The following is a 23,171-nucleotide window of genomic DNA, read 5'->3' as shown; positions in this document are numbered from 1 at the left end:
GCTCAGCGGTTCTGCAGGACGACGTCGGGCGCCCGGACGGCCCCGAGCACCCTGGTGATGATCGTGTCGGCGTCGACGTCGTCCGCGAGGGCCTCGTAGGACAGCACGAGGCGGTGGCGCAGCACGTCGAGCGCGAGCTCGGACAGGTCGTGCGGCAGGACGTAGCCGCGGCCGCGCAGGAACGCCAGCGCCCGGGCGCCCGTGACGAGCGCGATGGACGCCCGCGGGCTCGCCCCGTAGGTGACGTACCGTTCCAGCTCGCCGAGCCCGGCCGTCGCGGGGGAACGCGTCACGGAGACCAGCCGTACCGCGTAGTCGACGATCGCCGGATCGACGTACACCTGCTGAGCGCGGGCCCGCATCGCGATCAGGTCCTCGGCCGCCACCATCGGCCGCGGCGGCTCGGGTGGACGCAGCGCTCGTGCGACGATCGCCTGCTCTTCGGCCTGCGTCGGATAGTCGACGATCACCTTCATCATGAAACGGTCGACCTGCGCTTCGGGCAGCGGGTAGGTGCCCTCCGACTCGATCGGGTTCTCCGTCGCCATGACCAGGAACGGCTCGGGCACCCGGAACGTCTCGCGGCCGATCGTCACCTGATGCTCCTGCATCACCTCCAGCAGGGCGCTCTGCACCTTGGCGGGGGCGCGGTTGATCTCGTCGGCCAGCAGCAGGTTCGCGAACACCGGGCCGAGCTCGGTTTTGAACTCCCCGGAGTGCTGGTGGTAGACCCGCGTGCCCACGAGGTCGGCCGGCACCAGGTCGGGGGTGAACTGGACGCGCTGGAAACTGCCGGCGATCGCGGCGGCCAGCGACCTCACCGCGAGCGTCTTGGCCAGGCCCGGCACGCCCTCGACGAGCAGGTGACCGTCGGCGATCAACGCGACGGCCATGCGCTCCAGCAGGACGTCCTGCCCGACGATCGTGCGTTTGACCTCGAACAGCACATGTTCGAGCGGATGGGCCGACTCGGAGGACTTGGTCGAGGTCATATGGTGTTCCTTCTCGTGACGCTTCGGTCAGATCTGGGGCCCACCCGGCGGCCCGTCGCCTTCGCCTCCGCCCAGGGCCGCGCCGATCGGCACCGCGAACGCGATGCCGGCGAACGCCTCGTCGCCGCCCGGGTCGGCGATCGAGACGACGATCCCGATGACCAGGCCGCGGGCGTCCAGGAGGGGACCGCCGGAGCTGCCCGGGTTCGCGGAGGCGTCGAACTGGATGAGCCCGTTCAGGTCGCCGTCCTTGGCGGTCCGGTTCAGGCCCGACACGACGCCGGTGGAGACGCTGTAGGTCAGGCCCAGCGGATTGCCGATCGCCACGACAGGCGCGCCCACGGTCGCGGCGCCGCCGAGCGTCGCGGGGACGACGATCTCCGGCAGCTTCGCGGGCCTGAGGGTCGCGACGTCGAGCTTGGGATTCGACGACGCGACAACGGCCTTCGTCTTGGTGCCGTCGGCGAACGTCACGGTGATGTCCTCGGCGCCCTTGTTCGAAGTACCTTTGTTCGAGGTGCCTTTGTTCGAGGTACCTTCGACGACGTGGTGCGCCGTCAGAATCGTCCCGTCCTCGGCCGCGATCACCCCGGTTCCGAGCGACTTCCCGGCCTGGATGACCACCACCGACGGCCCGACCCTCCTGAAGACGTCGGGCACCGTGAGCGTCGCACTGGGCGTCGGCGTCGCGCTCGGCCCGGCCGCGGCCTCTTCGCCGTTCCCACCGCCGCTTCCCAGCCAGTACGCGAGCAGCGCCACGACGACGAGTGCGCCACCTCCGACGACGAACCGCCGGGCCTTCCCGGTCACGGCTCCCTGAGCCTCGACCGCGTCGGCCTCCTGCGGCACACGCTCCATCGCCCCATACTCATAAATTTAAGTTGAAAGTGCTACAAACTCCGCCTGAAAACTCCCTGGGAACCGGTCCTCGCAGCCCGGCCCGTACGGCCGAAAACCGTTTGCCTCGTGTGGTGGGCTCAGGGAACGTGGTGTCCATGACGCTCTGACGGACAGCACCCCGCCACTCCGAGATGCCACGGCGCCGACGCGCCCCGTGACGCTGTCAGCCCATACCCTTTTGAAGAGAGCCTTTTTGTCTCAGCAACGCTCCCGGCAGGAGTCCCCGCTGCCGTCCACCTCGGCCGTGGGTCCGGCCACCGTCACCGTGTTCGCCTCCCCCACGAGCTGGATCGAGTCCGACGCCCTCGCGCAATGCCACCAGGTGGCCGCCCTCGACGGCATGACGCACGTCGCCGCCATGCCGGACCTGCACCCCGGCAAGGGCGCCCCCATCGGCGCCGCCATGGCGTCGACCGTGCTGTATCCGTTCCTGGTGGGCTCCGACATCGGTTGCGGCATCGCCGTGTTCCCCATGAAGCTCAAGCGCGCCGTGCCCGAGAAGCTCGCCGCCCGCTTCCCCGACCTCGATCGCGCGCTGGATCCCGAGCGGGACGCCGGCGATCCGGCCTGGGCCGTTGTGAAGGGCGACATCCCCGCCGGTCACGTCGAGGGCCTCGGGACGGTCGGCCGGGGCAATCACTTCGTCGAGCTGGCGCGGATCGGGACTGTCTTCGAGCCGGGCCACGCGAGCCGTCTCGGACTCGCCGAGGACGACCTGGTCCTCATCGTCCACAGCGGTTCCCGAGGGCTGGGCGAACGGATCCTGCGGGCGCACACCGAGGTCCACGGCGCGGGCCCCGCCCCCGATCCCGGCGCCTACCTGGCGATACACGACGACGCCGTACGCTGGGGATCGCTCAACCGGCGGTTGATGGCCGCCCGGGTCGCCCATGCCCTGGGGGCCGAGCCCGCCGAGCCGCTCGTCGACCAGTGCCACAACCTGGTCGAGATCCGCGACGGGGCCTACCTGCACCGCAAGGGGGCGGCGCCGGGTGACGGCAACGACGTGCTCATCGCCGGCACGCGAGGCACCCCTTCCTACCTCGTGGCCGCCCACGCCGGGCCGGACGCCAACCATTCCGTCGCGCACGGCGCGGGCCGCAAGATGTCGCGTGCGGACGCCCTGCGCCGGGGCCGGGCCAAGCACACGGTCGAGGAGCTGCGCCGCACGCCGGTGGGGTCGCTGGTGGTGTGCGGAGACCGCCAGCTGCTCTTCGAGGAGGCGCCGACGGCCTACAAACGCATCGAGCAGGTGATCGCCGACCTCGTCGACCATGACCTGGCCACGCCCGTGGCCACCACGGTCCCCCTGGTCACCTACAAGACGCCCGACCTCGGGTCCACGCCCCGGCGGGACGAACGCCGCAAGCGAGGCCGGCGATGAGCGTCCACCTGCTCCTGTCGGTCGGGCGTGGCCCGCAGGAGTGCGCCTGGGCGCTGGCCCGGCTGCTGCGCCGCCTGGAGGTCGACGCCACCCGGCAGAACCTGGAGACCCATCGGGCCGAGACCGTTCCCGGTGACCTGCCCGACACCTACCGGTCGGTCCTGATCCAGATCTCGGGAGCCGGCGCCGAGGCGTTCGCCGCCTCGTGGACCGGAACCCTGTGCTGGCAGGCCCCCAGCCCGTACCGGGCCGGCGCAGGCCGGAAGAACTGGTACGTCATCGCCCGACCGTGCCAGGTCGACGTCCCGCGCACGACGTTCTCGGAAGCGGATGTCGACATCGTCGCCTGCCGCACCGGCGGCCCCGGCGGTCAACATCGGAACAAGGCCAGCACGGCGGTACGGGCGACCCACCGGCCCTCGGGGATCGTCGTCGTGGTCGACACCGAGCGGCAGTTCAGCCTCAACCGCCGCATCGCCATGCGGCTGCTGCGACAGCGCATCGAGCACGGCGACGAGGTGGCAGGACGCGCCGTCACCACCGCCCGCCGGCGCATCCACGACGAGCTCGTACGCGGCGACCCCACCCGTATCGAACGCCCGGAAACGCCGAAGCAGGACCTGGCCGGCCCCGATCCCCGATCAAGAATCGGAGGTCATTGACTCGATCACCCGGGTCGGGCGTCGATGGTGTACGTGACCACGGACACCGGCCGGCATGCCGGGCGCGCGGAAGCGCGGCGCACAGGGCCCTGTGGACCGCACCGGCGGCGAACCAGCGTGGAACTCGGCAAGGGCTTGATCATCGGAGACCGGTCCGCCGACGACCCGGTACGCCGACCTCGCGCCGTGGATGCCTGTCCGGCCGCCCGTCCCGGTGCGGGACGGGCGGCAACGGCTCGATCGGCGCGCACCGCTCATCGGTCAGATCAGAGGGGTGAAAACCGGTCTCGCGTCATGCCCCCGCACCCACCTGGCAAGACGGCCCGGCGATCACCTCTCTTAGACGCGCCAGGGCATGTGCTGGAGAGTCCAGGTGTTGCCGTCCGGGTCGGCGAAGCGCGCGTAGTAGACGCCGCCCAGATCCTCGACCGGGCCCACGTCCGCCCCGCGCTCCAGGAGTGCGGCGCGGGCCTCCTCGATGTCGCTCACCACCAGGTGCAGGCCGCGCAATGTGCCGACCGGCATGTCGAGGGACGGGATGCCCTCGGTCAGGGTGATCGAGCAGGCCGAGCCCGGTGGAGTGAGCTGGACGAATCGAACTCCGTCCGCGGGCCGTACGTCGACGTCCACGTGGAAGCCGAGGCGGTCGGCGTAGAAGGCTTTGGCCCGGTCGATGTCCGTGACGGGCACCGGGACGAGTTCGAGGAGAAGCGCGCCGGGAGGGACGGGCGGTGAGGTGAGGTCGGCCGGGATGTCGGCGAGGTCGGTCGGGATTTCGGTCTGCGTGGGCTGGGCGTCGGTCATCACAGCTGGCCTTTCACGTCGGTCATCACAGCTCGCCGTTCAGGGTCGGTCACTACGACCCACCTTCCACGGTCGGTCATCACAGCTCCCCGTTCGCGGTCGTCTCGCCGAGCATCTCGGCGAGACGGTCGTACCCCTCGCCCGCGCCGCGTTCCATGGGGGTGCGGAGCACGCTGTCGCGGACCTCCCGCGAGGGGTAGCGCACCCTGGTGGTCATCGCGGTCCGGCCGTCTCGCTCGTCGAAAACGGTGGTGACGAGGGCCTCGCCCTCGTCCCAGCCGTCGTGGACCTCGCTCTGGACCAGCCGGCCGGGCGCGTCGACCTCGTGGAACACCCCGCCCTGGCCCAGCTCGGCACCCTGCGGCCCGCGCGACACGAAGCGCCAGGCACCGCCCGGACGCAGGTCGATCTCACAGACGACGAGGTGCCAGCCGCGCGCGCCGTGCCATCGCCGGAGCAGCTCGGGCCGGGTGAACGCGTCGAAGACGAGCCGGCGGGGAGCGGCGAACGTCCTGGTGAGCACGAGGTCGGTGTCGGACACCGCCCGCACCGTCAGACCTTCGGTCTGCTCCTGCCCCGACATCACGGGCTCTCCCGTTCAGCGGCGTTCGCTCCCCCGGGCTCAAGCTCGCCGAGGAGATCGTCCAGCCTCTGATAGCTCTCCTCCCAGTAGGAGCGGTAGTTCGCCAGCCAGTCCATGGCGTCCCTGAGCGGGCCCGCCTCCAGGCGGCGGGGCCTGCGCTGCGCGTCGCGTCCGCGAGAGATCAGCCCGGCGCGCTCCAGCACCCGCAGGTGCTTGGAGATACCCGGCTGGCTCATCGCGAACGGCGCGGCCAACTCGGTCACCGTGGCCTCGCCCTCCATCAGCCGGGCCAGAATCGCTCGCCGGGTCGGGTCGGCCAGCGCGGCGAATGTCGCGTCGAGAACGTCGGCAGCCACTTTGATTACCTTTCGGTTCTATAACTAGCTGGTTTTGTATCGTGCCGGGTTCGACCCTGTCAAGGACCTCGGACTCGGCGCCCGCGCCGGCAGGGTCCTGCCCCCATGACCCGCCGGATCGACCTCCGCCGGTCGTGTCATCGCTCCTTCGACCTGGTGCTCCGGTGCCGTACCGATCCCATGCCGGTCCGGCGCCGGTCGGGTACCGGCCCCGCGCCCCTCCGCGGCATATCGACGGATAGTCGGATCGTCCAGCCAGTCCACCGATTCCACCATTCCTGCGGCCTCGAGCTGGGCTCATAGTTACCTCACCTGAGCGGACGCGCCATGGTGAAGTCCAGTCCCCGTTCTAACCGGAGGCGAAATGCCGCAACGAACCGGACCTCGCAACCCAGCCCTCGTCGCCGTGGTAGCCATGGCGGCGATGCTCCTCAGCCTTCTCGCGACGCCCCCCGCGTTCGCGCTGACGACCCGCGGTGTGAGTTCGCCGAACGGGCAGATCACCTTCAACGTCACCGAGCAGGCGCAGGGAGCGCTGACGTTCGCGGTGACGGCCGGAAGCACCTCGGTCTTCGGGGAGTCACCCCTGGGCATCGCCACCTCGGCGGTCGATCTGCGGTCCGGGCTCGGCTTCACGGGAGAGTCCCGCAGGTCGATCGACACGACCTACACGTTGCCCGCCGGGACCAAGCCGTCGTACCGCGACCACGCGAACGAGCTGGTGCTGCGGTACGCCAGGTCGGGACAGACGCTGGAGCTGGTGATCCGGGCCTACGACGACGGCGTCGCCTACCGGTACCGGCTGCCGGGAAGCGGCGCGGTGTCGATCACGGACGAGGTCGGCGGGTGGCGCCTGCCGACGACGACCGGCGGATGGGCCGCCCCCTGGAACGGGAACTACGAGCAGGACTACACCTACCGGAACGCCTCCCAGCTGAACTCCGGTACGGAACTCACCATGCCGCTGCTGGCGTCGATCAACGACAACGCCTACTTCACGGTGATCACCGAGGCCGAGGTGATGAACGCGAACGCCTCCTACGTGCCGTCCCTGCTGAAGGGCAGCGGCGCCGGTGACGGGCTGCTGAACCTGAAGCGGACGCCAGACCAGGCGTTCCCGGTCTCGGCGACGTACCCGTTCCAGACGCCGTGGCGGGTGGCGATCATCGCGAGCGGCGTCGACCCGCTCTACAACTCGGATCTGGTGCAGCACCTGAACCCGCCGTCGACGACCGCCGCCTCCTGGGTGCGCCCGGGGCGCGCCGCCTGGTCGTGGTACGCGGACGAGGACAGCGCCGCCGACCTCGACAAGCAGAAGGAGTACGTCGACTTCGCCGAGTCGATGGGCTTCGAGTACGTGACCATGGACTGCTGCTACGACCGCGCGACGGATCTCCCGGCGATCGCCTCCTACGCCAAGCGGCGCGGGGTGGACATGTTCGCCTGGGTCAACGCCGAGCCGTTCGCCGACCCGGCCGTCGCGGACGCGCTGATGGCCGAGCACAGAGGCTACGGCGTCAAGGGCCTCAAGGTGGACTTCTTCCTGCGGGACTCGCAGGAGGCGATGGGCTGGTACCAGTCGATCGGCAAGGCGGCGGGCGACAACGAGATGATGATCACCTTCCACGGCAACACCAAGCCGGGCGGGGAGAACCGTACCTGGCCGTGGCTGGTGACGACGGAGGCGGTGGCCGGAACCGAGCACTACCTGTACCCGCCGCCCACGACCGCTCGCCAGGATGTCACCTATCCGTTCATCCGGAACATGCTCGGCGGCATGGACTACACGCCGACGATGATCTCGGAGAACGGGTCGATCCTCACGCAGGGGCACACGCTCGCGCAGGCCGTCGTGTACACCTCCGCGATGGTCAACTACGCGGACTCCGCCGCGGCCTACGAGCAGTGGGACGGCCGTCACCTGATGCGCGCGCTCCCGACGACGTGGGACGAGACGAAGGTCGTCGAAGGGTTCCCCGGAGACCACATCACGGTCGCCCGCCGCTCGGGCGGCGACTGGTTCGTCGGCGCGATGACGTCGCCGGCCAGGACCGCCACGGTCCCGCTGTCGTTCCTCGGCGCGGGCGCGCACACGGCGACGATCTTCTCCGACAACGGTTCGGGACGGCTCACCACGTCGACCCAGACCGTCACGAACGCGACCACGCTCTCGCTGCCGATGATCGCCACAGGCGGTGTCTCCGTGCACATCTCGAAGACCCCCCTGCCGAAGATCGGGTCCGGTGACACCCGGTACGAGGCGGAGAGCGCGTCCAACACGCGCGGCGGCAGCGCCGGGATCCACACCTGCAAGGGATGCTCCGGCGGGCAGAAGGTCGGCGACGTCGGGGCAGGCGGTTCGGTGCGGTTCAACGGCGTGATGGCCGCGACCGCGGGCACGCACCGGCTGACCTTCACCTACACCTCGGGCGACCCGCGTTCGGTGCAGGTACGGGTCAACGGCGCCACCGTCTCGACGGAGAACGTCAAGGACTCCGGCGGCTGGGAGCACGTGGGCAAGTGGTCGCTCGACGTGCCGCTCAACGCCGGCGCGAACACCGTCACGTTCCTGAACGACGGCGCCCACGCCCCCGACATCGACGCGTTGACGATCGCGCGCACGGTCCAGGCCGAGGCGCCGGCGAACACCCGGCAGGGCGGCGCCGCCGTGGACGCGTGCTCGGGATGCGAGGGCGGTTCCGGGGTGTCCGCTCTGGCGAACGGGTCGCTCTCGGTGCGCGTCGACGCCGTCTCGGCCGGCGACAAGACGGTGCGGATCAACTACGCGTCGGCGACCGCCGGCTCGATCGAGGTGGCGGTGAACGGCGGAACCGCGGTCACCGTGCCGCTGCACGCGACGGGAAGCGACGACACCCCCGCGACGGTGACCGTCGGGCTCCCGCTGAACCCCGGCGCGAACACGATCGTGCTGGGGAACGCGTCCGGGGCGGCGGTGACCGTCGACTCGGTCGGCACGGTGATGTGAGCCGGATGGGGCGGTGACCGTCGGCTCGATCCGCGCGGTGATGTGAGGCCGGTGAGGCGGTGCCCGTCGAAATCGATCGGCACCGTGATGTGAAGCCGGTGGGGCGGTGCCCGTCGAAATCGATCGGCACGGTGATGCGAGCCCGGCGAGGCGCCGCCCCACTCATACCGTCGGATCGTCCATCCCCTACCTGTGAAAGCCCATTTCACGAAGAATCAAACGGCCGATAGCGTCATTGATATGTGGCGGTGCCCCCCGCCCCCCAAGCAGCCGGACGGCATCTGATGGAGAACGTGGTGACCAACGAAGTACGCTCCCGACCCGCGACGAGTGCGGGCGGTGTCGACGCCCGGGTCGAGAACACCGGCGCGGGAGTGCGGCTGACCGTCACCTGGCAGGAGGAGCAGGAGGAGGAGGTCGTCCTCGACCGGATCCGGCTCGGTTTCGTGCTCGACGGCACGGAACTGGGGACGGACGCGGAGCTCGTGCGCGTCTCGGAGCGTACGGTCCGCGACCGGTTCCGCGCCCGCTCCGGCAAGTCGGTCGGCGAGCATGACTACGAGCACCGCGAGAGCGTGTACGCCTTCCGCGAGGTCGGCGTCGAGTGGCAGGTCATCCTGCGCGTCGCGCGTGACGGTGTCGCGATCCGCTACGCGATGCCCGCCCTGGACGGGACCGCCCGCGTCACGGGCGACCGCACCGCCGTCACGCTTCCCGCCGGGTCGAGGAGCTGGGTGCTCGACTACCAGACCTGGTACGAGACGCCCCGCTTCGGGGCCGACAGCGCCGAGCTGGCGAGCGGCGCGTACGGGCTCCCGTTCCTGGTCCGGCTGGACGCGGCGAGGCATGTCCTGATCACCGAGTCGGGGATCGACGGCCGGTTCGCGGGCGCGCACGTCGTGGCGGGCGAGCCCGAGACGGACGGCGGGCGGACGCTGCGGTTCACCCTCGCCGACGACGGCGTCGAGGTCACCCGCGGCGTCGTCACGCCGTGGCGGGTCTTCCTCGTCGGAACGCCGGCGGAGCTGGTGTCCTCGCTGCTCGTCGACGAGCTGGCGCCCGCGGCCTCTCCCGAGCTGGAGGGGGCGGCGTGGGTCCGGCCGGGGCGGGCGGCCTGGTCGTGGTGGTCGGACTTCTACTCGGGCGCGCAGCTGGACAAGCAGAAGCACTTCGTCGACGTCGCCGCCGACCTTGGCTGGGAACACCTGCTCATCGACTGCGGGTGGGAGGAGACCTGGGTGCCGGAGATCGTCTCCTACGCCGGCAGCCGGGGCGTCCAGGTGCACCTGTGGACGATCTGGCGTGACCTGAACAGCCCGGAGGACCTGCGGAGGCTGGCGCTGTGGCGGTCCTGGGGCGTCGCCGGGATCAAGGTCGACTTCATGGAGTCGGAGTCGAAGGACCGTTACCGCTGGTACGACACGATCCTCGCCGAGACCGCGCGGCTCGGCCTCATGGTGAACTTCCACGGCTCGGTCATCCCGCGCGGCTGGGGACGCACGTTCCCGCAGGTGATCGGGTACGAGGCGATCCGCGGCGCCGAGTACTACGTGTTCTTCGAGAACCAGGCGCTCACCGCCGCGCACAACGTCATCCAGCCGTTCACCCGCAACGTCGTGGGCGGCATGGACGCCACGCCGGTCGCGTTCGGCGCCGCGAACCGCACGACCAGCGACGGTCACGAGCTCGGCCTGTCGGTGGCGTTCGAATGCGGGATCACCCACTTCGCCGACCACGTCGACGCCTACGCGGGCCGCCCGCTCGCGGCCCGGTTCCTGGCGGAGCTGGCGCCGTACTGGGCGGAGACGGTGCTGCTGGCGGGCGACCCCGACAGCCATGCGGTCATCGCCCGCCGGGCCGGCGACCGGTGGTTCGTGGGCGGCATCGCCACCGGGGAGGCCCGTACGATCCGCGTGCCGCTCGACGTGCTCAGGGTGGGGCCGGACGCCCAGGTGTGGATCGTCGGCGACGCGTCACCCGCGACCGGCGAGGTGCCGGAAACCGGACGTACGGAGACACCCGCGACCGGACACACGGAGACGACCACGACCGGCGAGGTGGCGGCGACCGGGCTCGCGGAGACGACCACGACCGCCGGCGACGCGATCGACGTCGAGGTCGCCCGCGACGGCGGCTTCGTCGCCATCGTGGCGCCCGCGGGCACCGGCCTGTTCCGGGCCACGCCCCGGCCGCGTCAGGCCGTGCCGGTCGTGCACCCGGCCGTCGCCGAGGTCGGCGCGGACGGGACCGCGTCGATCACGACCGACGCCGGTGCCCGGCTGCGCCTTCCCCCCGGCTGGTCGGCGGACCGCGTCGGCGAGACCGGCTGGGCCGTCCGCCCCGACGCCTCGCTGCGCCCCGGGCGTCTCGGCGTCGTGACGGTCGAGCGGGACGGCGAGGGTCATCGCCACGGCGAGGGCCAGGTGCCCGTCGTCTCGCACGCGCGCGTCGTCCGCCCGCTGACGCCCGGCGGCCACGCCCTCTCGGACCTGCCGATGATCGCCTTCGTCAACGACGACGGGCCCGTCGAGCGCGACCAGTCGAACGGGGCGGGCAACCCCGGCGACGGCCGGCCCATGCGCGTGGCGGGCCAGGGGTTCGAGCGCGGCCTCGGCACGGCGCCGTACTCGGAGGCGCGCTTCCACCTCGGCGGGCGCGTGGAGACGTTCACCGGCGCGGTCGGTGTCGACGACGAGTCGACCGGCGGCGCCAGGGTCCACGTGCTCGGCGACGGCCGCGAGCTGTTCACCGCCGTCGTCGAGGCGGGAAAGCCCGTCACGGACTTCGACCTGGAGGTTCGGGGCGTCCAGACCCTCTGCCTGCGCAGCGAGACGGCCACACCGGACGACGCCGGTGTGCACGTCGACTGGGTCGACACGACCCTGCACGTCCCATCCACCAGCCGATGACACCGTGCCGATCACGGCGACCGGTGCACAGCACGATCAGAGGAACACCATGAAAAGCACGTGGATGGCGGCCGTGGCGATGGCCGCGGCGACGACACTTCTCACGGCCTGCGGGTCCGGGGCCGGATCCGGCTCAGGGTCGGGTGCCGCGCCGAACGAGAAGGTCACCCTCACCTACGCCAACTGGAGCGAGGACCAGGCTCCCGCGATGGAGCAGATCGCCGCGGAGTTCCAGAAGGCGAACCCGAACATCACCGTCAAGGTCCAGACGCTGCCGTGGACCGAGTACTGGTCGACGCTCCAGGTCGGCGCCGCGGGCGGCACCGCGCCCGACGCGTTCTGGATGCTCGCCGACCACTTCCGCGAGTACGCGAAGGGCGGCCAGCTGCTCGACCTGTCGGAGACGGTGAAGGCCGGCGGGATCGACACGGGCGTCTACCCCAAGGCCGTCACCGACTCCTACACCTACGACGGCAAGCTGTTCGCGCTGCCGAAGGACTTCGACACCAACGGCATCTGGTACAACAAGGCGCTCTTCGACGCCGCGAAGGTCGCCTACCCCGACGGCACCTGGGGCTGGCAGGACGTGCAGGACGCCGCCAAGAAGCTGACCGACAAGGCCAAGGGCGTGTGGGGCATCGCGGCGCCGATCGACCCGCAGGGCGGCTACTACAACACGATCCTGCAGGCCGGTGGGCAGATCGTCAACGCGGAGGGCACCGCCTCCGACTTCGCGAGCCCGGCGAGCGTCGCCGGCCTGAAGTTCTGGGCCGACCTGCAGGCGGCCGGCTCGTCGCCGACGCTGCAGCAGCTGTCGGACACCGAGGCCGTCTCGATGTTCGAGAACCAGAAGGTCGCCATGTACTTCTCCGGCGCGTACTGGGCCTTCCGCTTCCACAAGAACCCCGACCTGAAGGGCAAGGTCGACGTCGCGCCCCTGCCGCAGGGCGTCAAGCGCGCCACGGTCACCAGCGGCATCGGCAACGCCGGGTACGCGGGCAGCAAGCACCCGGAGGAGCTGAAGAAGTTCCTGGCCTTCCTGGGCGGGACCAAGGCCGCCGAGATCCAGGCCGCCACCGGAACGGTGCTCCCCGCCTACGAGGGGACGCAGCAGCCGTGGCTCGACGCGATGCCCGAGTTCAAGCTGAAGGTGTTCATCGACGCCATCGAGTACAGCGTCCCTCTCCCGGTCGCCGGCAACGCGTCGGAGTGGCAGGGACTCGCCGCGCAGTACCTGGCCCCCGCGTGGGACGGTAAGAAGCCCGTGCAGGAGGCGGCCAAGGAGTACCAGGCCGCCGTCGACGAGGTGCTCGCCAAGCAATGACGTCCATGACGACGAAGCCCGTGCGGGCGAAGGAGCCCGTGCGGCGGCCGACCGGCCGCCGTGCGGGCGCCGGCCAGCCCAGCGGCTGGTGGGCGGCCGCGTTCATCGCCCCGGCGGTGATCGGCCTGGCCGCCCTCTACCTGTGGCCGTTCCTGTCCACCATGATCAAGAGCTTCCAGGACGTGCCGGCGTTCGGGCCCGCCACCTTCGTGGGGCTGGACAACTACACGAACCTCGTCGGCGACGAGGACTTCTGGAAGGCGTTCGGCAACTCGGCCCTCTACACCGCGATCATCCTGCTCGGCATCCCCCTCGCCATCGTGCTGGCGGCGCTGATCGAGCAGGTCGGCCGGGGGCGTGCGGTCTACCGCGTGCTCTTCTTCCTGCCCGTGGTCACCCTGCCGGTCGCCATCGGCATGGTCTGGCGGTTCATCTACAACGGCGACTTCGGGCTGTTGAACTCGGTGTTGTCGTGGTTCGGCGTCTCCGGCCAGTTCTGGGTGGCCGACCCCCGGTTCACGATCTACGCGTTCGGCCTGGTCGGCATCTGGATGGGCCTCGGCATCAACCTGATCATCCTGGGCGCCGGGCTGCAGGCCATCCCGAAGGATCTCTACGAGGCCTCCGCCCTCGACGGCGCGGGCCGCGTACGGCAGTTCCGTCACATCACCGTGCCGCTGCTCAGTCCGAGCATCTTCTTCGTCACGATCCTCAACGTGATCGCCGCCCTGCAGATGTTCGACCTGATCTTCGTCATGTTGCGCGGTGTGAACAACACGGCCCTCGCCGACTCCAAGACGATCGTGTACCTCTTCTACGAGAAGGCGTTCGTCCAGTTCGACCAGGGCTACGGCGCCGCGATCGCGATCGTGCTGCTCATGGTGATCATGCTCGCCACGGCTCTGCAGTTCCGCCTCCAGAAATCGTGGGTGTTCTATGGCTGAGACCACCGCCCGTCCCAGGCCCCGCCTCCGGCGGCGTGGGACCGCGGCCACCACCTGGCCGATCCACGTCGTTCTCATCGTCGCGGCCGTCATCATGGTGGTGCCGTTCGTCTGGCAGATCCTCACCGTGTTCAAGACGACCGCCGAGGCGACCAGGATGCCGCCGACGATCCTCCCGGAGGACTTCGGCCTGCACTCGTTCGCGACCTTCTTCACGACCGTGCCGTTCTGGTCGATGTTCGCGGTCTCGGTCGGTTCGCTGGTCCTGCGGGTCGCCGGCCAGCTCGCGGTCGCGGCGCTCGCCGGGTACGCCTTCGCCCGCATTCCCTTCCGAGGCCGCAACCTGCTGTTCGGCCTGTTCATCGCCATGCTGATGGTGCCGAGCCAGCTGTTCCTGATCGGCCAGTACGAGCTGATCCGCGGCATGCGGATGCTGGACACCCTGCCGGCGCTCGCCATTCCCGGCCTGTTCTCGGCGTTCGGCACCTTCCTGATGCGCCAGGCCTTCCTCACCATGCCGAAGGACTACGAGGAGGCCGCGCGGCTCGACGGCGCCAACACCTTCCAGGTGTTCTGGCACGTCATGCTCCCGATGGCCAGGCCGATGCTCGCCGCGCTCGCCGTGCTGACCGGCCTCTACTCGTGGAACGACCTTCTGTGGCCGCTCATCGTCTCGCCCTCGGGCGAGAACCGGCCGCTGCCGGTCGGCCTCGCGGGGCTGCAGGGACAGTTCGGTACGGACTACCCGACCCTCATGGCGGGGGCGTTCGTGTGCTCCATCCCGCTCGTGATCGTCTTCCTGCTCCTGCAGCGGCAGTTCTTCGCGGGCATCGCGAGCAGCGGGCTCAAGGGATGACAGAGAAAACAGCGAAGACAGGGAATGATCACACAGTGAACGACGACACGAACGACGCGGTGGACAACGCCACGGACGACGGCCGGCGCGCACCGGTGCACCTGCGCGCGGGAGGCACCAGCCTCGTCGTCGCCGTCGACGGCGGCCGGCTCCCGCGCATCCTGCACTGGGGAGCGGACCTCGGCTCGCTGGGAGACGGCGCCCTGGCGGACCTGCACAGGGCCGCGCTCCCCGCGATCGGCGACAGCGCGGTCACCTATCCGCAGCCCGTCCCCGTGCTCCCGCAGCTGGCGGAGGGCTGGCTCGGGCGCCCGGGACTCGTCGGCGACAGTGACGGCCGCCGCTGGGCGCCGAAGTTCCGGCACGCGACGCACCACCTCGACGACGCGGACGCCGACGGCCCCGTGCTGCGCAGCACGGCGCGCGACCCGGAGTACGGCCTGACCACCGACATCGAGATCCAGGTGCTCGCCGCCGGCGGGCTCGTACGCCAGCGGGCCCGGATCACCAACGACGCCGCGACGCCGTACCGCGTCGGCGGCCTGGAAACGGCCCTCCCCGTACCGCCGGACGCGTCGGAGATCCTCGACCTGACCGGCCGCTGGGCGCTCGAACGCGTGCCGCAGCGGCGCCCGTTCCACGTCGGGGAGTGGGTCCGGGCCTCGCGGGGCGGCAAGCCGGGCCTCGAACACACGCTGCTGCTGGTCGCCGGTGAGGAGGGGTTCGGGTTCCGGCACGGGTCGGTGTGGGCGACCCATCTCGCCTGGAGCGGCAACCAGGTGCTCGCCGCCGAGCGGACACCGGCGGGCACCAGGCACCTGGCGGCGGGAGAGACGCTGCTCGCGGCCGAAGTGGTGCTCGGGCAGGGCGACTCGTACCAGAGCCCGTGGCAGTACGGCTCGTGGGGAGTGGGGCTGGACGATCTCGCCTCACGGTTCCACCGGCATCTGCGAGCGCGCCCCGGGCATCCTCGCTCGCCCCGGCCCGTCGTGCTGAACACCTGGGAGGCCGTCTACTTCCAGCACGACCTCGCGACCCTGGCCGCGCTCGCCGAACGCGGAGCGGAGATCGGCGCCGAGCGGTTCGTGCTGGACGACGGGTGGTTCCTCGGCCGCCGGGACGACACCAGCTCGCTGGGCGACTGGACGGTCGACCCGGCCGTCTGGCCGGACGGCCTCGAACCGCTGGTCGCCCGCGTGCGCGAGTCCGGCATGGAGTTCGGCCTCTGGTTCGAGCCGGAGATGGTGAACCTCGACTCCGACCTGGCCCGCGAGCATCCGGAATGGATCTTCGACGCGGGGCACGGCCCCGGGCTGCCCTCCCGCCACCAGCATGTTCTCGACCTCGGCCACCCCGGCGCGTACGACCACCTCCTGGAGCGGATGAGCGCCCTGATCGGTTCGCTCGGCATCGGCTACATCAAGTGGGACCACAACCGGTACCTGCTCGACGCCGGCCACGGCCCCGACGGCCGGCCGGGGGTGCGCAGGCAGGTCCAGCAGGCGTACCGGCTGATGGCGGACCTCAAGGCCGCCCACCCGGGACTGGAGATCGAGTCGTGTGCCAGCGGCGGTGGCCGCATCGACCTCGGCGTGCTGGAGTACACCGACCGGGTCTGGCCGAGCGACTGCAACGACCCGCACGAGCGGCTGGAGATCCAGCGCTGGACCGGGCTGCTGGTGCCTCCGGAGATGCAGGGCACGCACATCGGAGCCGAGGAGACGCACACGACCCACCGCACGCATCCGCTCGACTACCGCGCGGAGAAGGCGCTGTGGGGACACCTCGGCGTGGAGGTCGACCTGCTCACCGTGGACGACGAGACCCGCGCCGCGCTCGCGAGGTGGATCGCGTTCCACAAGGAGCACCGGGCGCTGCTGCACTCGGGCGAGGTCGTGCACGCCGACCTCGCCGACGCCGCGTTGCGCCTCCAGGGTGTCGTGGCCGGCGACCGGAGCGAGGCGCTCTACGCGTTCAGCGTCGTCGAGCGCCCGTCGACCTGGCCGCCGGGGCGCATCCGGCTGCCCGGTCTCGACGACGAGCGGACCTACACCGTCGAAGCCGTTCACCCGGGCTCCCCGCCCGCGCCCGGCACCGTGCTCCCGCCGTGGCAGCACGACGGTGTGACCATGTCCGGGCGGGTGCTGCGGCTCGTCGGCTTCGAGGCGCCGTCGCTGGACGTCGACCGCTCGGTGCTGATCCGCGTCGTGAGCTCACCGGCGAAGCCGTGACCTGGGCAGTCGCTGATCCGCGTCGTGAGCCCACCGCTTGGATGGCGGCCGCGTCGCGCCCCGAGCCCACCGGCGACGTCGCGACCTGGACGGCGCCGCCGGGCGCGGGCCGTGGGAGGTGGCGGGCCGGGCTCGCGGGCCGCGGAAGGCTCCGCCCGCGCGCGAGCCGCGGGAGAGCGCCCCGGGCTCAGCCCTTGGCGCGGTTGCGGTATTCGGTGGGGCTGGCCTCGTGCATCCGCTTGAAGTGGCGGGAGAAGTAGAACGGGTCGGGATAGCCGACCTCGCGGGCGACGGTGGCGACGGTCGCGTCCGTCGTGTCGAGCAGGTGGCGCGCCTGCGCCATCCGCAGCGCCGTGTGGTGCGCGAGCACCCCGCCCCCGGTCGCGCGGCGGAACATCGCGCTCAGGTGGGAGGGGGAGACGCCGACCAGTGACGCCAGATCGGCGACCCTGACCGTGCTGTCCAGCCGCTTGGCGAGATAGGCCATCGCCCGCTGCAGGGGATCACCGGGCGCCGGCATGGCGCGGTCGACGACGATCTGCGTGAGAAGCTTCCACGCCGCACCGGCGGCTCCCATCTGGCTCGCCGGTGAGTGGTCGCGTTCGAGGGTGGTGACGATCTCGTCCAGCAGCGCGACCGCCCGGTCGAGGTGCCGGATGGGGACCACCGGTCTGGACGCGCTCGCGCCGATCTCCTCGATGAGCTCGGCCAGGTCGCTGCCGCGTAGATGGCACCACCAGATCGTCCAGGGGGTGTCGGCGGAGGCACCGTAGGAGTGCGGGGAGCCCCGCGGGATCACCAGGGCCGCGTTCGACCCGACGCGATGCTGGGCGCCGCCGACGTTCGCCCATCCCGTGCCGGCCGCGCACAGGATGAGGATCGTCTCCTCAGTGCCGTTCGGCCTAGTCATCAGGTGGTCTGCCGCCTTGGGGTAGTAACCGCAGTCGGTGACCATGAGGCGCCTGGTCACCGGGCGGGCGTGCGCCTCGGCGACGACACGGCGCGGCACGATGGTGAGCCGCTGGTTGAGGAACCCCTCCTGGATCGGCATCGGATCAGTATGGCATAAACCATCGGATCGTCCAGGCTGCGTCGCACAATGGACATTCCTCGCGACCGGTCATCGCGTGTTGACTGATCTGCGATGAACGAAATGGTGACGATCCCGGTCCCGCTGCGCCCCCTCTTCGACCTCGGACGCGGCGGCAGATGGACATCGCTGGCCGGCGGCGGCCGCGAGTGGCTGTGGTCGCGCCCCGACCCGGCCAGGGAGGGCGTGGTCCCCGGCATGGACTTCGTCGACGTGGGCGGCCTGGAGGAGTGTCTTCCCACGGTGCGCGGCCTGCCCGATCACGGCGACGCGTGGAGCCGCCCCTGGAGCGGGTCGGCGGGCGAGGGCTCCGTACGGGGCGACGGCTTCGAGCTGCGGCGCAGGGTCACCGAGGAGGCCGGGGCGGTGGTCGCCGAATACCGCCTGTCGGCCGACCCCGGGTACGCGTTCGTCTGGGCCGCCCACGCCCTGCTCGACGTCGGCGACGACGCCCGGCTCATCGCTCCCGCGGCGACCCCGACCAGGATCTTCCCCGAGGCCGCGGAGATGCTCGCCCGTCCCTGGCCCTCCGGCGTCCCCTATCTGGAGGGCCGCTGGCCCAACCCGCTGGGCCTGCCGCTCGGCCGGTTCGGCCCATGTGACGGCACCGCGGCCGGAGCCGTGCTCCGGTGCGCCGCCGTCCGGGTGGTGGACGGCCCCGACGTCCTCCACCTGCGCGTGGAGGCACCCGAGGAAGTGCCGGTGTCCACCGCCCTGTGGCGCAACCTCGGCGGATTCCCCGCCCGCGCGCCGTACCGCAGCATCGGCGTGGAGCCGATGCTCGGCGCGGTCTTCGACCTGGCCGAGGCGAAGCCGGGAGACGCCGCGGTGGTCCCTCCCTCCGGGGAGCTGACCTGGCGGCTGGTACTGGCCGCGGAACGGATGAGCGACGGCCGAACACCCTCCGGAGAAAGCGGGAGAACCCTCCCGCTCACACGTGTGACGTGAATGCCCGCAGGAGCCCCGGGGCTCCTGCGACCCGTGGGGACGGGTTTTCCGCACCCGCGGTCATTGACGCCAGGACTTCTCGTATTTGCGCCGGTATTTGACGTCGTCCTCGGTCTCGATGAGCGCCGTCGCCCGTCGCGCGATCGTCTCATCGCCCGTGGCCCTGTGGAGATCTCGCAGCCCGACGACGATGTCGTTCCGGATGAGCGTGTAGTTCTTCTCCGGCTCGCATTCACCGAATCGCGCGGCGAGCGCGTCGACCAGGACCGTTCGCCGGGTGGGCCCGGCGAGCCCGATCCTCCACAGCGACCGCAGGCAGTGTCGCGCCGTCACGAACCGCTCGTCCCTGGTGACTTCGACCAGCGCGGCGAGGTCTTTCAGAATGCGCTCCTCCGGGTCGCTGACCGCCAGATTGCACAGGATCTGCGCCGCGATCGCCCGGTTGTGGTTGTCCTCGTGAGCGAGGTTGCCGACCACCTCGTCCCACACCGCGTAAGCCCAGGGAACCGGATCGCCGGTCGCCCTCATCATCTCCTCGTACGCGGCGTTCTGCCGTTCGCGGTTCTTCGACCAGAGCTCGCTGAATCCTTGCGGCGCCGAACTGCTGCTCACAGGTTCCAACTCCAACATCTCGCGCCAATGATCCGGATGCGGTCGTCCGCATACTAGCCAGCCCGGATGTCGGCCCGGGGCTCCGGCACAGCGGAGTGTCCGTTTCACCCTGGCGTCACCTCGCCGCTCGACCGGGGCTTCGACGCGGGCCTTCGCGAGTCTCGGCCGCCGCGAGCGTCCGTCGTACGACGGACGCTCGCCCCGGCCGGACATCTCGTGGCTTCGATCGGCCTCACGCCGCCGCCGTGGAAGCCGTGGGGGCGAGATCATTCCACGCGTGCACGCCTTCGAAGCGGGATCGATCAGCACGCGACGGCCGGGTCCGCCGAATCTCGCAGGCTGCGCCGGTAGGCGGCCGGGGGCATGCCGTAGGCGGCGCGGAACACTCTGTTGAAGTGCGATTCGCTGCTGAAGCCCCACCGGGCGGCGACGGCGTGGACCGGCGGGGCGTCCGGTACGGGATCGGCCAGGTCGCGCCGGCAGCGTTCGAGCCGGCGCTGCCGGATCCAGCGCGCCACGCTGAGATCCTGCTCCTCGAACAGCCTCTGCAGGTGCCGGGTGGAGATGTGGTGGGCGGAGGCGATCATCGAAGGGGACAGGCCCGCATCTCCCAGGTTCCGTTCGATGAACGCCTGGACGCGCATGACCATGAGCCCTCGCGGATCGTTCGGCGGCGCTGCCGAGCGCGTGTCGAGGGCCTGGGCCAGCAGGGTCGCGAGGAGGTCGAGGATGACCCTGGAGATCCGGATCGCCTCCTGGGGCGGGAACGGATCACGTTGCCGGACCAACTGGAGCAGGAGCCCGGACAGCAGCGCGCCGACCCCGTCCCGCGCCGGTAGCCGTACCCCGAGGAGCCGTTCGACCTTGGCGCTGGAAACCGGAAGGACCTCGCGGGAGAACTGCAGGATCAGGCCGTCAGCCGGGTTCGCCGAGCGTCCGTCCGGGTCGGGTGCCCCGGGACCGCCGGCCGGTGTCCAGGCATGGAAGGGCCGCCCGGGACCGCCGACCGGTGTCCAGGCGTGAAAGGGCCGCCCGGGACCGCCGGTCGGCGTCCAGGCGTGGAAGGGGCGGGAGGTGTCGTACAGCAGCAGCTCCGCCGACCCGAGGTCGGCTTCACGATCTTGTTGCCGCGTTCCCGATCGGCCTCGGAGGGTCAGCGAGAGCCGGTACAGGCCGGAACCGGACGGGCGGATCCGGTGCTGGGCGCGTCGTGCCTCGAACGACGCGCACCGCACCCGTGACAGTCGCATGATGCCGAGGTCGACGGAATCCGGCCCGGCCCAGGAGTCGCCGGATTCGGGGCCGGGGTGGCCCACCGAGACCATCGATCGCGCGACCGGCTCCCGCCGGAAATCGAGACGCCCGCCGACGGGAAATTCATAAAGCCGTATCATGTAAGAAAGCCCCCACCTTCCCGCATCAACGTTTCAAGGGACAGCATTTTCACGGTCGAGAGAATCGACAGGTCGTGAATCCGTTCCCGACGACCGGCCGGGATGGCGTGTGATCGTCGGGCCGGTGGGCCGTTCTCCCGGTGCGGCAGGGCACGGGCGGAGGCGATGGCCGCATCGACGTGCCAGGAGCAGGTCTCGGTCGCCCCTTCGTCTCCTCCCCGTCGACCCCGTCGACCTCTCGTCTCCGGCGGATGAGGAAATGATGCTTCGAGCTTGTATATCTCTGGTATATCGCCTTACCCGACCCGGACGGTCGGCGATGGACACCTTTCCCGCGATTTCGCACCACGGCTCCCCCGCACACCTGGGCGATCTTTCCGACCGGCCGGGGGCGTGAACTCCACAGCGCCGGAGCATTTTCCGGCCGGGCGATATATGTGACGGATATGCTTGACGCATCGTTTCGGAAAATACTAATTCAAAGGAAAACGAGTCGTGCCGGACAGGCTCCCGAATTCCTTCGGCCGGAAAGGATTCCCATGACCGAGCGCACCCTCATCGACGAGCCGCACGAGACCGAGCCGCACCGCCTCCGCACCACGTGCACGCCTCGCGGGGAGAAGGTGTTCGCCGTGTCGGCGTGCCGGACGGGTTCCGGCGCCGGTGCGATGAGCCCTGCTGTGCGGGAAAGAGTCCTGTTGTGCGAGAAGGCGGTCCAGAAGGTCGCCGCTCGGGTACGTTGGGGCCGATGAACGATCAGCACGCGGAGGTTTCACGGCCGGAGCGTGGCCACCGGCCGAGCGAGCGGACGATGCCCGCGCGGCCGGACGTCTCGGAGGACGGGCCGCGGGGCATGCGCGCGGGCAGGTCGCGCAGGAGGCCGGTGGTCGCCTCGCTCGTCGGCCTGGTCGTCGCGATCTCCGGCTGCGCCCCCTCGCAAAGCGCCGCCGTGCCGAACGCCACCGCACCGAACGGCGCCGCGCAGGACGCCACCGCACCGGACGGCACCTCGCGAAGTACCCCCGCGCCCGCTGATCCCGGCCGGAAGACGACACCGCCGCCGGCGAAGGAGTCCGCGCCCGCGGGGCAGGTGCCCGCCCTGCCCGCCCCGAAAGCGGCGATCCCCACCGACCCGTCGCGGCTGGCCCGCTCCCTGACCACGACCACCGCGGAGCTCCGGCGCGCCATCGACGCCTGGAGGCGCGAGGGCGACCCCGGCAAGGGCGAGCCCCCCGAGCCGGTGGTGCTGCTGGCCCTGCACCAGCAGCGCATCTACCGCTACCTGGTCCTCAACCCGAAAGTCGCCTCCCGCACCTACGCCAGGCTGCCGAAGGCCCTGGCCGGGCAGGCGAAGGACAACGTGACGGCCGGCCGGGGTCTGCGTTCCCTCGTCCGGCCCATCAGCGGGGCGGCGAAATTCCGCGTTCAGCCGGCCAAGCCCGCCGACTTCCTGCTCGGCCACTTCCGGCACGCCGAGCGGCGGTTCGGCGTGGAGTGGGAGGTGCTGGCGGCGGTGATGTTCGTCGAGACCAAGTTCGGCCGCGTACGGTCGCCGAGCCACACGGGCGCCAAGGGGCCGATGCAGTTCATGCCCGGAACGTGGGCCGCCTACGGGATGGGCGGTGACATCCAGGACACCCGCGACTCCCTGCTCGCCGCGGCCAACTATCTCCGCGCGTCGGGGGCGCCGCGCGACTACCGGCGCGCGCTGTACGCCTACAACCACTCCCAGGCGTACGTCGACGCGGTGCTGCTGCACACGCGCCAGATCAAGCAGGACATCAGAAACTACTACGCCTACTACAATTGGCAGGTGTTCGTGGTCACCACCCGTGGGGACCGCCGCCTCACCGGTCCCTGACCACTCACGTCACCGCCCCCGGCGGGCGGGAATCCGGTCGTCCACCTCGGCCCGCACCGCCGGTGGACCCTGCGACGCCTCGACCGAGGACGGCGATACCCCTCCGCCGCGGGCCGACCACGCTTTCGCCGGCGCGCGTCCCCGGCCCGGTGGACGCGGTGAAGGCCAGGCCGGGCGGGGCGACCTTCTCAACGGCCGACGGGCCTCGCCCCGGGCGGAGAGTGCCTGTATAGGCTTACGCCGCGAAGGCCACAGAGCCTCCGAAGGCCACAAATGATATGAAATTCCCGGAAAGTCCTTTTCCTACGAGCTGGTGAGCGGCCGCCCACCTCCCC

Annotated in this window: 19 protein-coding genes; 11 read left to right on the top strand and 8 right to left on the bottom strand. The window is 70.8% G+C overall.

The window, feature by feature from the left end:
• Window positions 1–2: 2 nt before the first annotated feature.
• Window positions 3–992, bottom strand: a complete 990-nt coding sequence (locus tag ACSDR0_RS36470; RefSeq protein ID WP_435293505.1) for an AAA family ATPase — start codon at window positions 990–992, stop codon at window positions 3–5.
• 27 nt (window positions 993–1,019) lie between these two features.
• The gene (locus ACSDR0_RS36465) at window positions 1,020–1,850 is read right to left on the bottom strand and encodes a S1C family serine protease (RefSeq protein WP_435293504.1); all 831 of its coding nucleotides are present in this window, start codon (window positions 1,848–1,850) and stop codon (window positions 1,020–1,022) included.
• Window positions 1,851–2,085: 235 nt separating this feature from the next.
• On the opposite strand from ACSDR0_RS36465, the gene ACSDR0_RS36460 reads away from it, so the two are divergent.
• Both ACSDR0_RS36460 and prfH read left to right on the top strand, forming a co-directional pair.
• Window positions 2,086–3,276, top strand: coding sequence for an RNA ligase RtcB family protein (locus tag ACSDR0_RS36460; protein ID WP_435293503.1), 1,191 nt, complete (start codon window positions 2,086–2,088; stop codon window positions 3,274–3,276).
• Entirely contained in the window at window positions 3,273–3,938 is a 666-nt protein-coding gene (gene prfH, locus ACSDR0_RS36455) for a peptide chain release factor H (RefSeq protein WP_435293502.1), read from the top strand. Before ACSDR0_RS36460 ends, prfH begins: the two co-directional genes overlap by 4 nt.
• A 339-nt stretch (window positions 3,939–4,277) precedes the next feature.
• Here prfH and ACSDR0_RS36450 read toward each other — a convergent pair whose 3' ends face one another.
• From ACSDR0_RS36450 to ACSDR0_RS36440, 3 genes are all read right to left on the bottom strand, one after another.
• Window positions 4,278–4,742 carry a VOC family protein gene (locus ACSDR0_RS36450; RefSeq protein ID WP_435293501.1) on the bottom strand — a complete coding sequence of 155 codons (465 nt, stop codon included), beginning with the start codon at window positions 4,740–4,742 and terminating at the stop codon, window positions 4,278–4,280.
• Window positions 4,743–4,821: 79 nt separating this feature from the next.
• Complete coding sequence (locus ACSDR0_RS36445; protein ID WP_435293520.1) at window positions 4,822–5,325, bottom strand: SRPBCC family protein; 504 nt, start codon at window positions 5,323–5,325, stop codon at window positions 4,822–4,824.
• Window positions 5,325–5,681: an ArsR/SmtB family transcription factor gene (locus ACSDR0_RS36440; RefSeq protein WP_435293500.1), complete on the bottom strand. Its 357-nt coding sequence runs from the start codon at window positions 5,679–5,681 to the stop codon at window positions 5,325–5,327. Before ACSDR0_RS36440 ends, ACSDR0_RS36445 begins: the two co-directional genes overlap by 1 nt.
• A gap of 364 nt (window positions 5,682–6,045) precedes the next feature.
• Here ACSDR0_RS36440 and ACSDR0_RS36435 point away from each other — a divergent pair, with 364 nt between their 5' ends.
• From ACSDR0_RS36435 to ACSDR0_RS36410, 6 genes are all read left to right on the top strand, one after another.
• Window positions 6,046–8,667: a glycoside hydrolase family 97 catalytic domain-containing protein gene (locus tag ACSDR0_RS36435; RefSeq protein WP_435293499.1), complete on the top strand. Its 2,622-nt coding sequence runs from the start codon at window positions 6,046–6,048 to the stop codon at window positions 8,665–8,667.
• Between the two features lie 296 nt (window positions 8,668–8,963).
• Window positions 8,964–11,576, top strand: a complete 2,613-nt coding sequence (locus ACSDR0_RS36430; protein WP_435293498.1) for a glycoside hydrolase family 97 catalytic domain-containing protein — start codon at window positions 8,964–8,966, stop codon at window positions 11,574–11,576.
• Window positions 11,577–11,625: 49 nt separating this feature from the next.
• Window positions 11,626–12,900 (top strand): ABC transporter substrate-binding protein, encoded by a 1,275-nt coding sequence (locus ACSDR0_RS36425; protein WP_435293497.1) that lies wholly within the window; start codon window positions 11,626–11,628, stop codon window positions 12,898–12,900.
• Between the two features lie 5 nt (window positions 12,901–12,905).
• On the top strand, window positions 12,906–13,844 hold the full coding sequence (locus ACSDR0_RS36420; RefSeq protein WP_435293496.1) for a carbohydrate ABC transporter permease: 939 nt from the start codon (window positions 12,906–12,908) through the stop codon (window positions 13,842–13,844).
• Window positions 13,837–14,700, top strand: a complete 864-nt coding sequence (locus ACSDR0_RS36415; protein ID WP_435293495.1) for a carbohydrate ABC transporter permease — start codon at window positions 13,837–13,839, stop codon at window positions 14,698–14,700. Before ACSDR0_RS36420 ends, ACSDR0_RS36415 begins: the two co-directional genes overlap by 8 nt.
• 35 nt (window positions 14,701–14,735) lie before the next feature.
• Window positions 14,736–16,931: an alpha-galactosidase gene (locus ACSDR0_RS36410; RefSeq protein ID WP_435293494.1), complete on the top strand. Its 2,196-nt coding sequence runs from the start codon at window positions 14,736–14,738 to the stop codon at window positions 16,929–16,931.
• 187 nt (window positions 16,932–17,118) lie between these two features.
• Here the strand turns inward: ACSDR0_RS36410 and ACSDR0_RS36405 are convergent, their stop codons facing one another.
• Entirely contained in the window at window positions 17,119–17,982 is an 864-nt protein-coding gene (locus tag ACSDR0_RS36405; RefSeq protein WP_435293493.1) for a helix-turn-helix domain-containing protein, read from the bottom strand.
• Between the two features lie 93 nt (window positions 17,983–18,075).
• On the opposite strand from ACSDR0_RS36405, the gene ACSDR0_RS36400 reads away from it, so the two are divergent.
• Entirely contained in the window at window positions 18,076–18,969 is an 894-nt protein-coding gene (locus ACSDR0_RS36400; RefSeq protein ID WP_435293492.1) for a hypothetical protein, read from the top strand.
• A 60-nt stretch (window positions 18,970–19,029) separates the two neighbouring features.
• Here ACSDR0_RS36400 and ACSDR0_RS36395 read toward each other — a convergent pair whose 3' ends face one another.
• A complete protein-coding gene (locus tag ACSDR0_RS36395; protein WP_435293491.1) occupies window positions 19,030–19,581 on the bottom strand; it encodes a hypothetical protein in 552 nt (183 codons plus the stop codon).
• A gap of 302 nt (window positions 19,582–19,883) precedes the next feature.
• Window positions 19,884–20,975: a helix-turn-helix domain-containing protein gene (locus ACSDR0_RS36390; protein WP_435293490.1), complete on the bottom strand. Its 1,092-nt coding sequence runs from the start codon at window positions 20,973–20,975 to the stop codon at window positions 19,884–19,886.
• A gap of 539 nt (window positions 20,976–21,514) precedes the next feature.
• On the opposite strand from ACSDR0_RS36390, the gene ACSDR0_RS36385 reads away from it, so the two are divergent.
• Together ACSDR0_RS36385 and ACSDR0_RS36380 are read left to right on the top strand one after the other, a co-directional pair.
• Entirely contained in the window at window positions 21,515–21,727 is a 213-nt protein-coding gene (locus tag ACSDR0_RS36385; RefSeq protein ID WP_435293489.1) for a hypothetical protein, read from the top strand.
• A complete protein-coding gene (locus ACSDR0_RS36380; RefSeq protein WP_435293488.1) occupies window positions 21,724–22,836 on the top strand; it encodes a transglycosylase SLT domain-containing protein in 1,113 nt (370 codons plus the stop codon). Before ACSDR0_RS36385 ends, ACSDR0_RS36380 begins: the two co-directional genes overlap by 4 nt.
• The last annotated feature ends 335 nt before the right edge of the window (window positions 22,837–23,171 follow it).

Source organism: Streptosporangium sp. G11 (genome assembly GCF_051192615.1).
Lineage (GTDB): Bacteria > Actinomycetota > Actinomycetes > Streptosporangiales > Streptosporangiaceae > Streptosporangium.
This window is presented reverse-complemented; position numbering and strand designations above follow the sequence as displayed.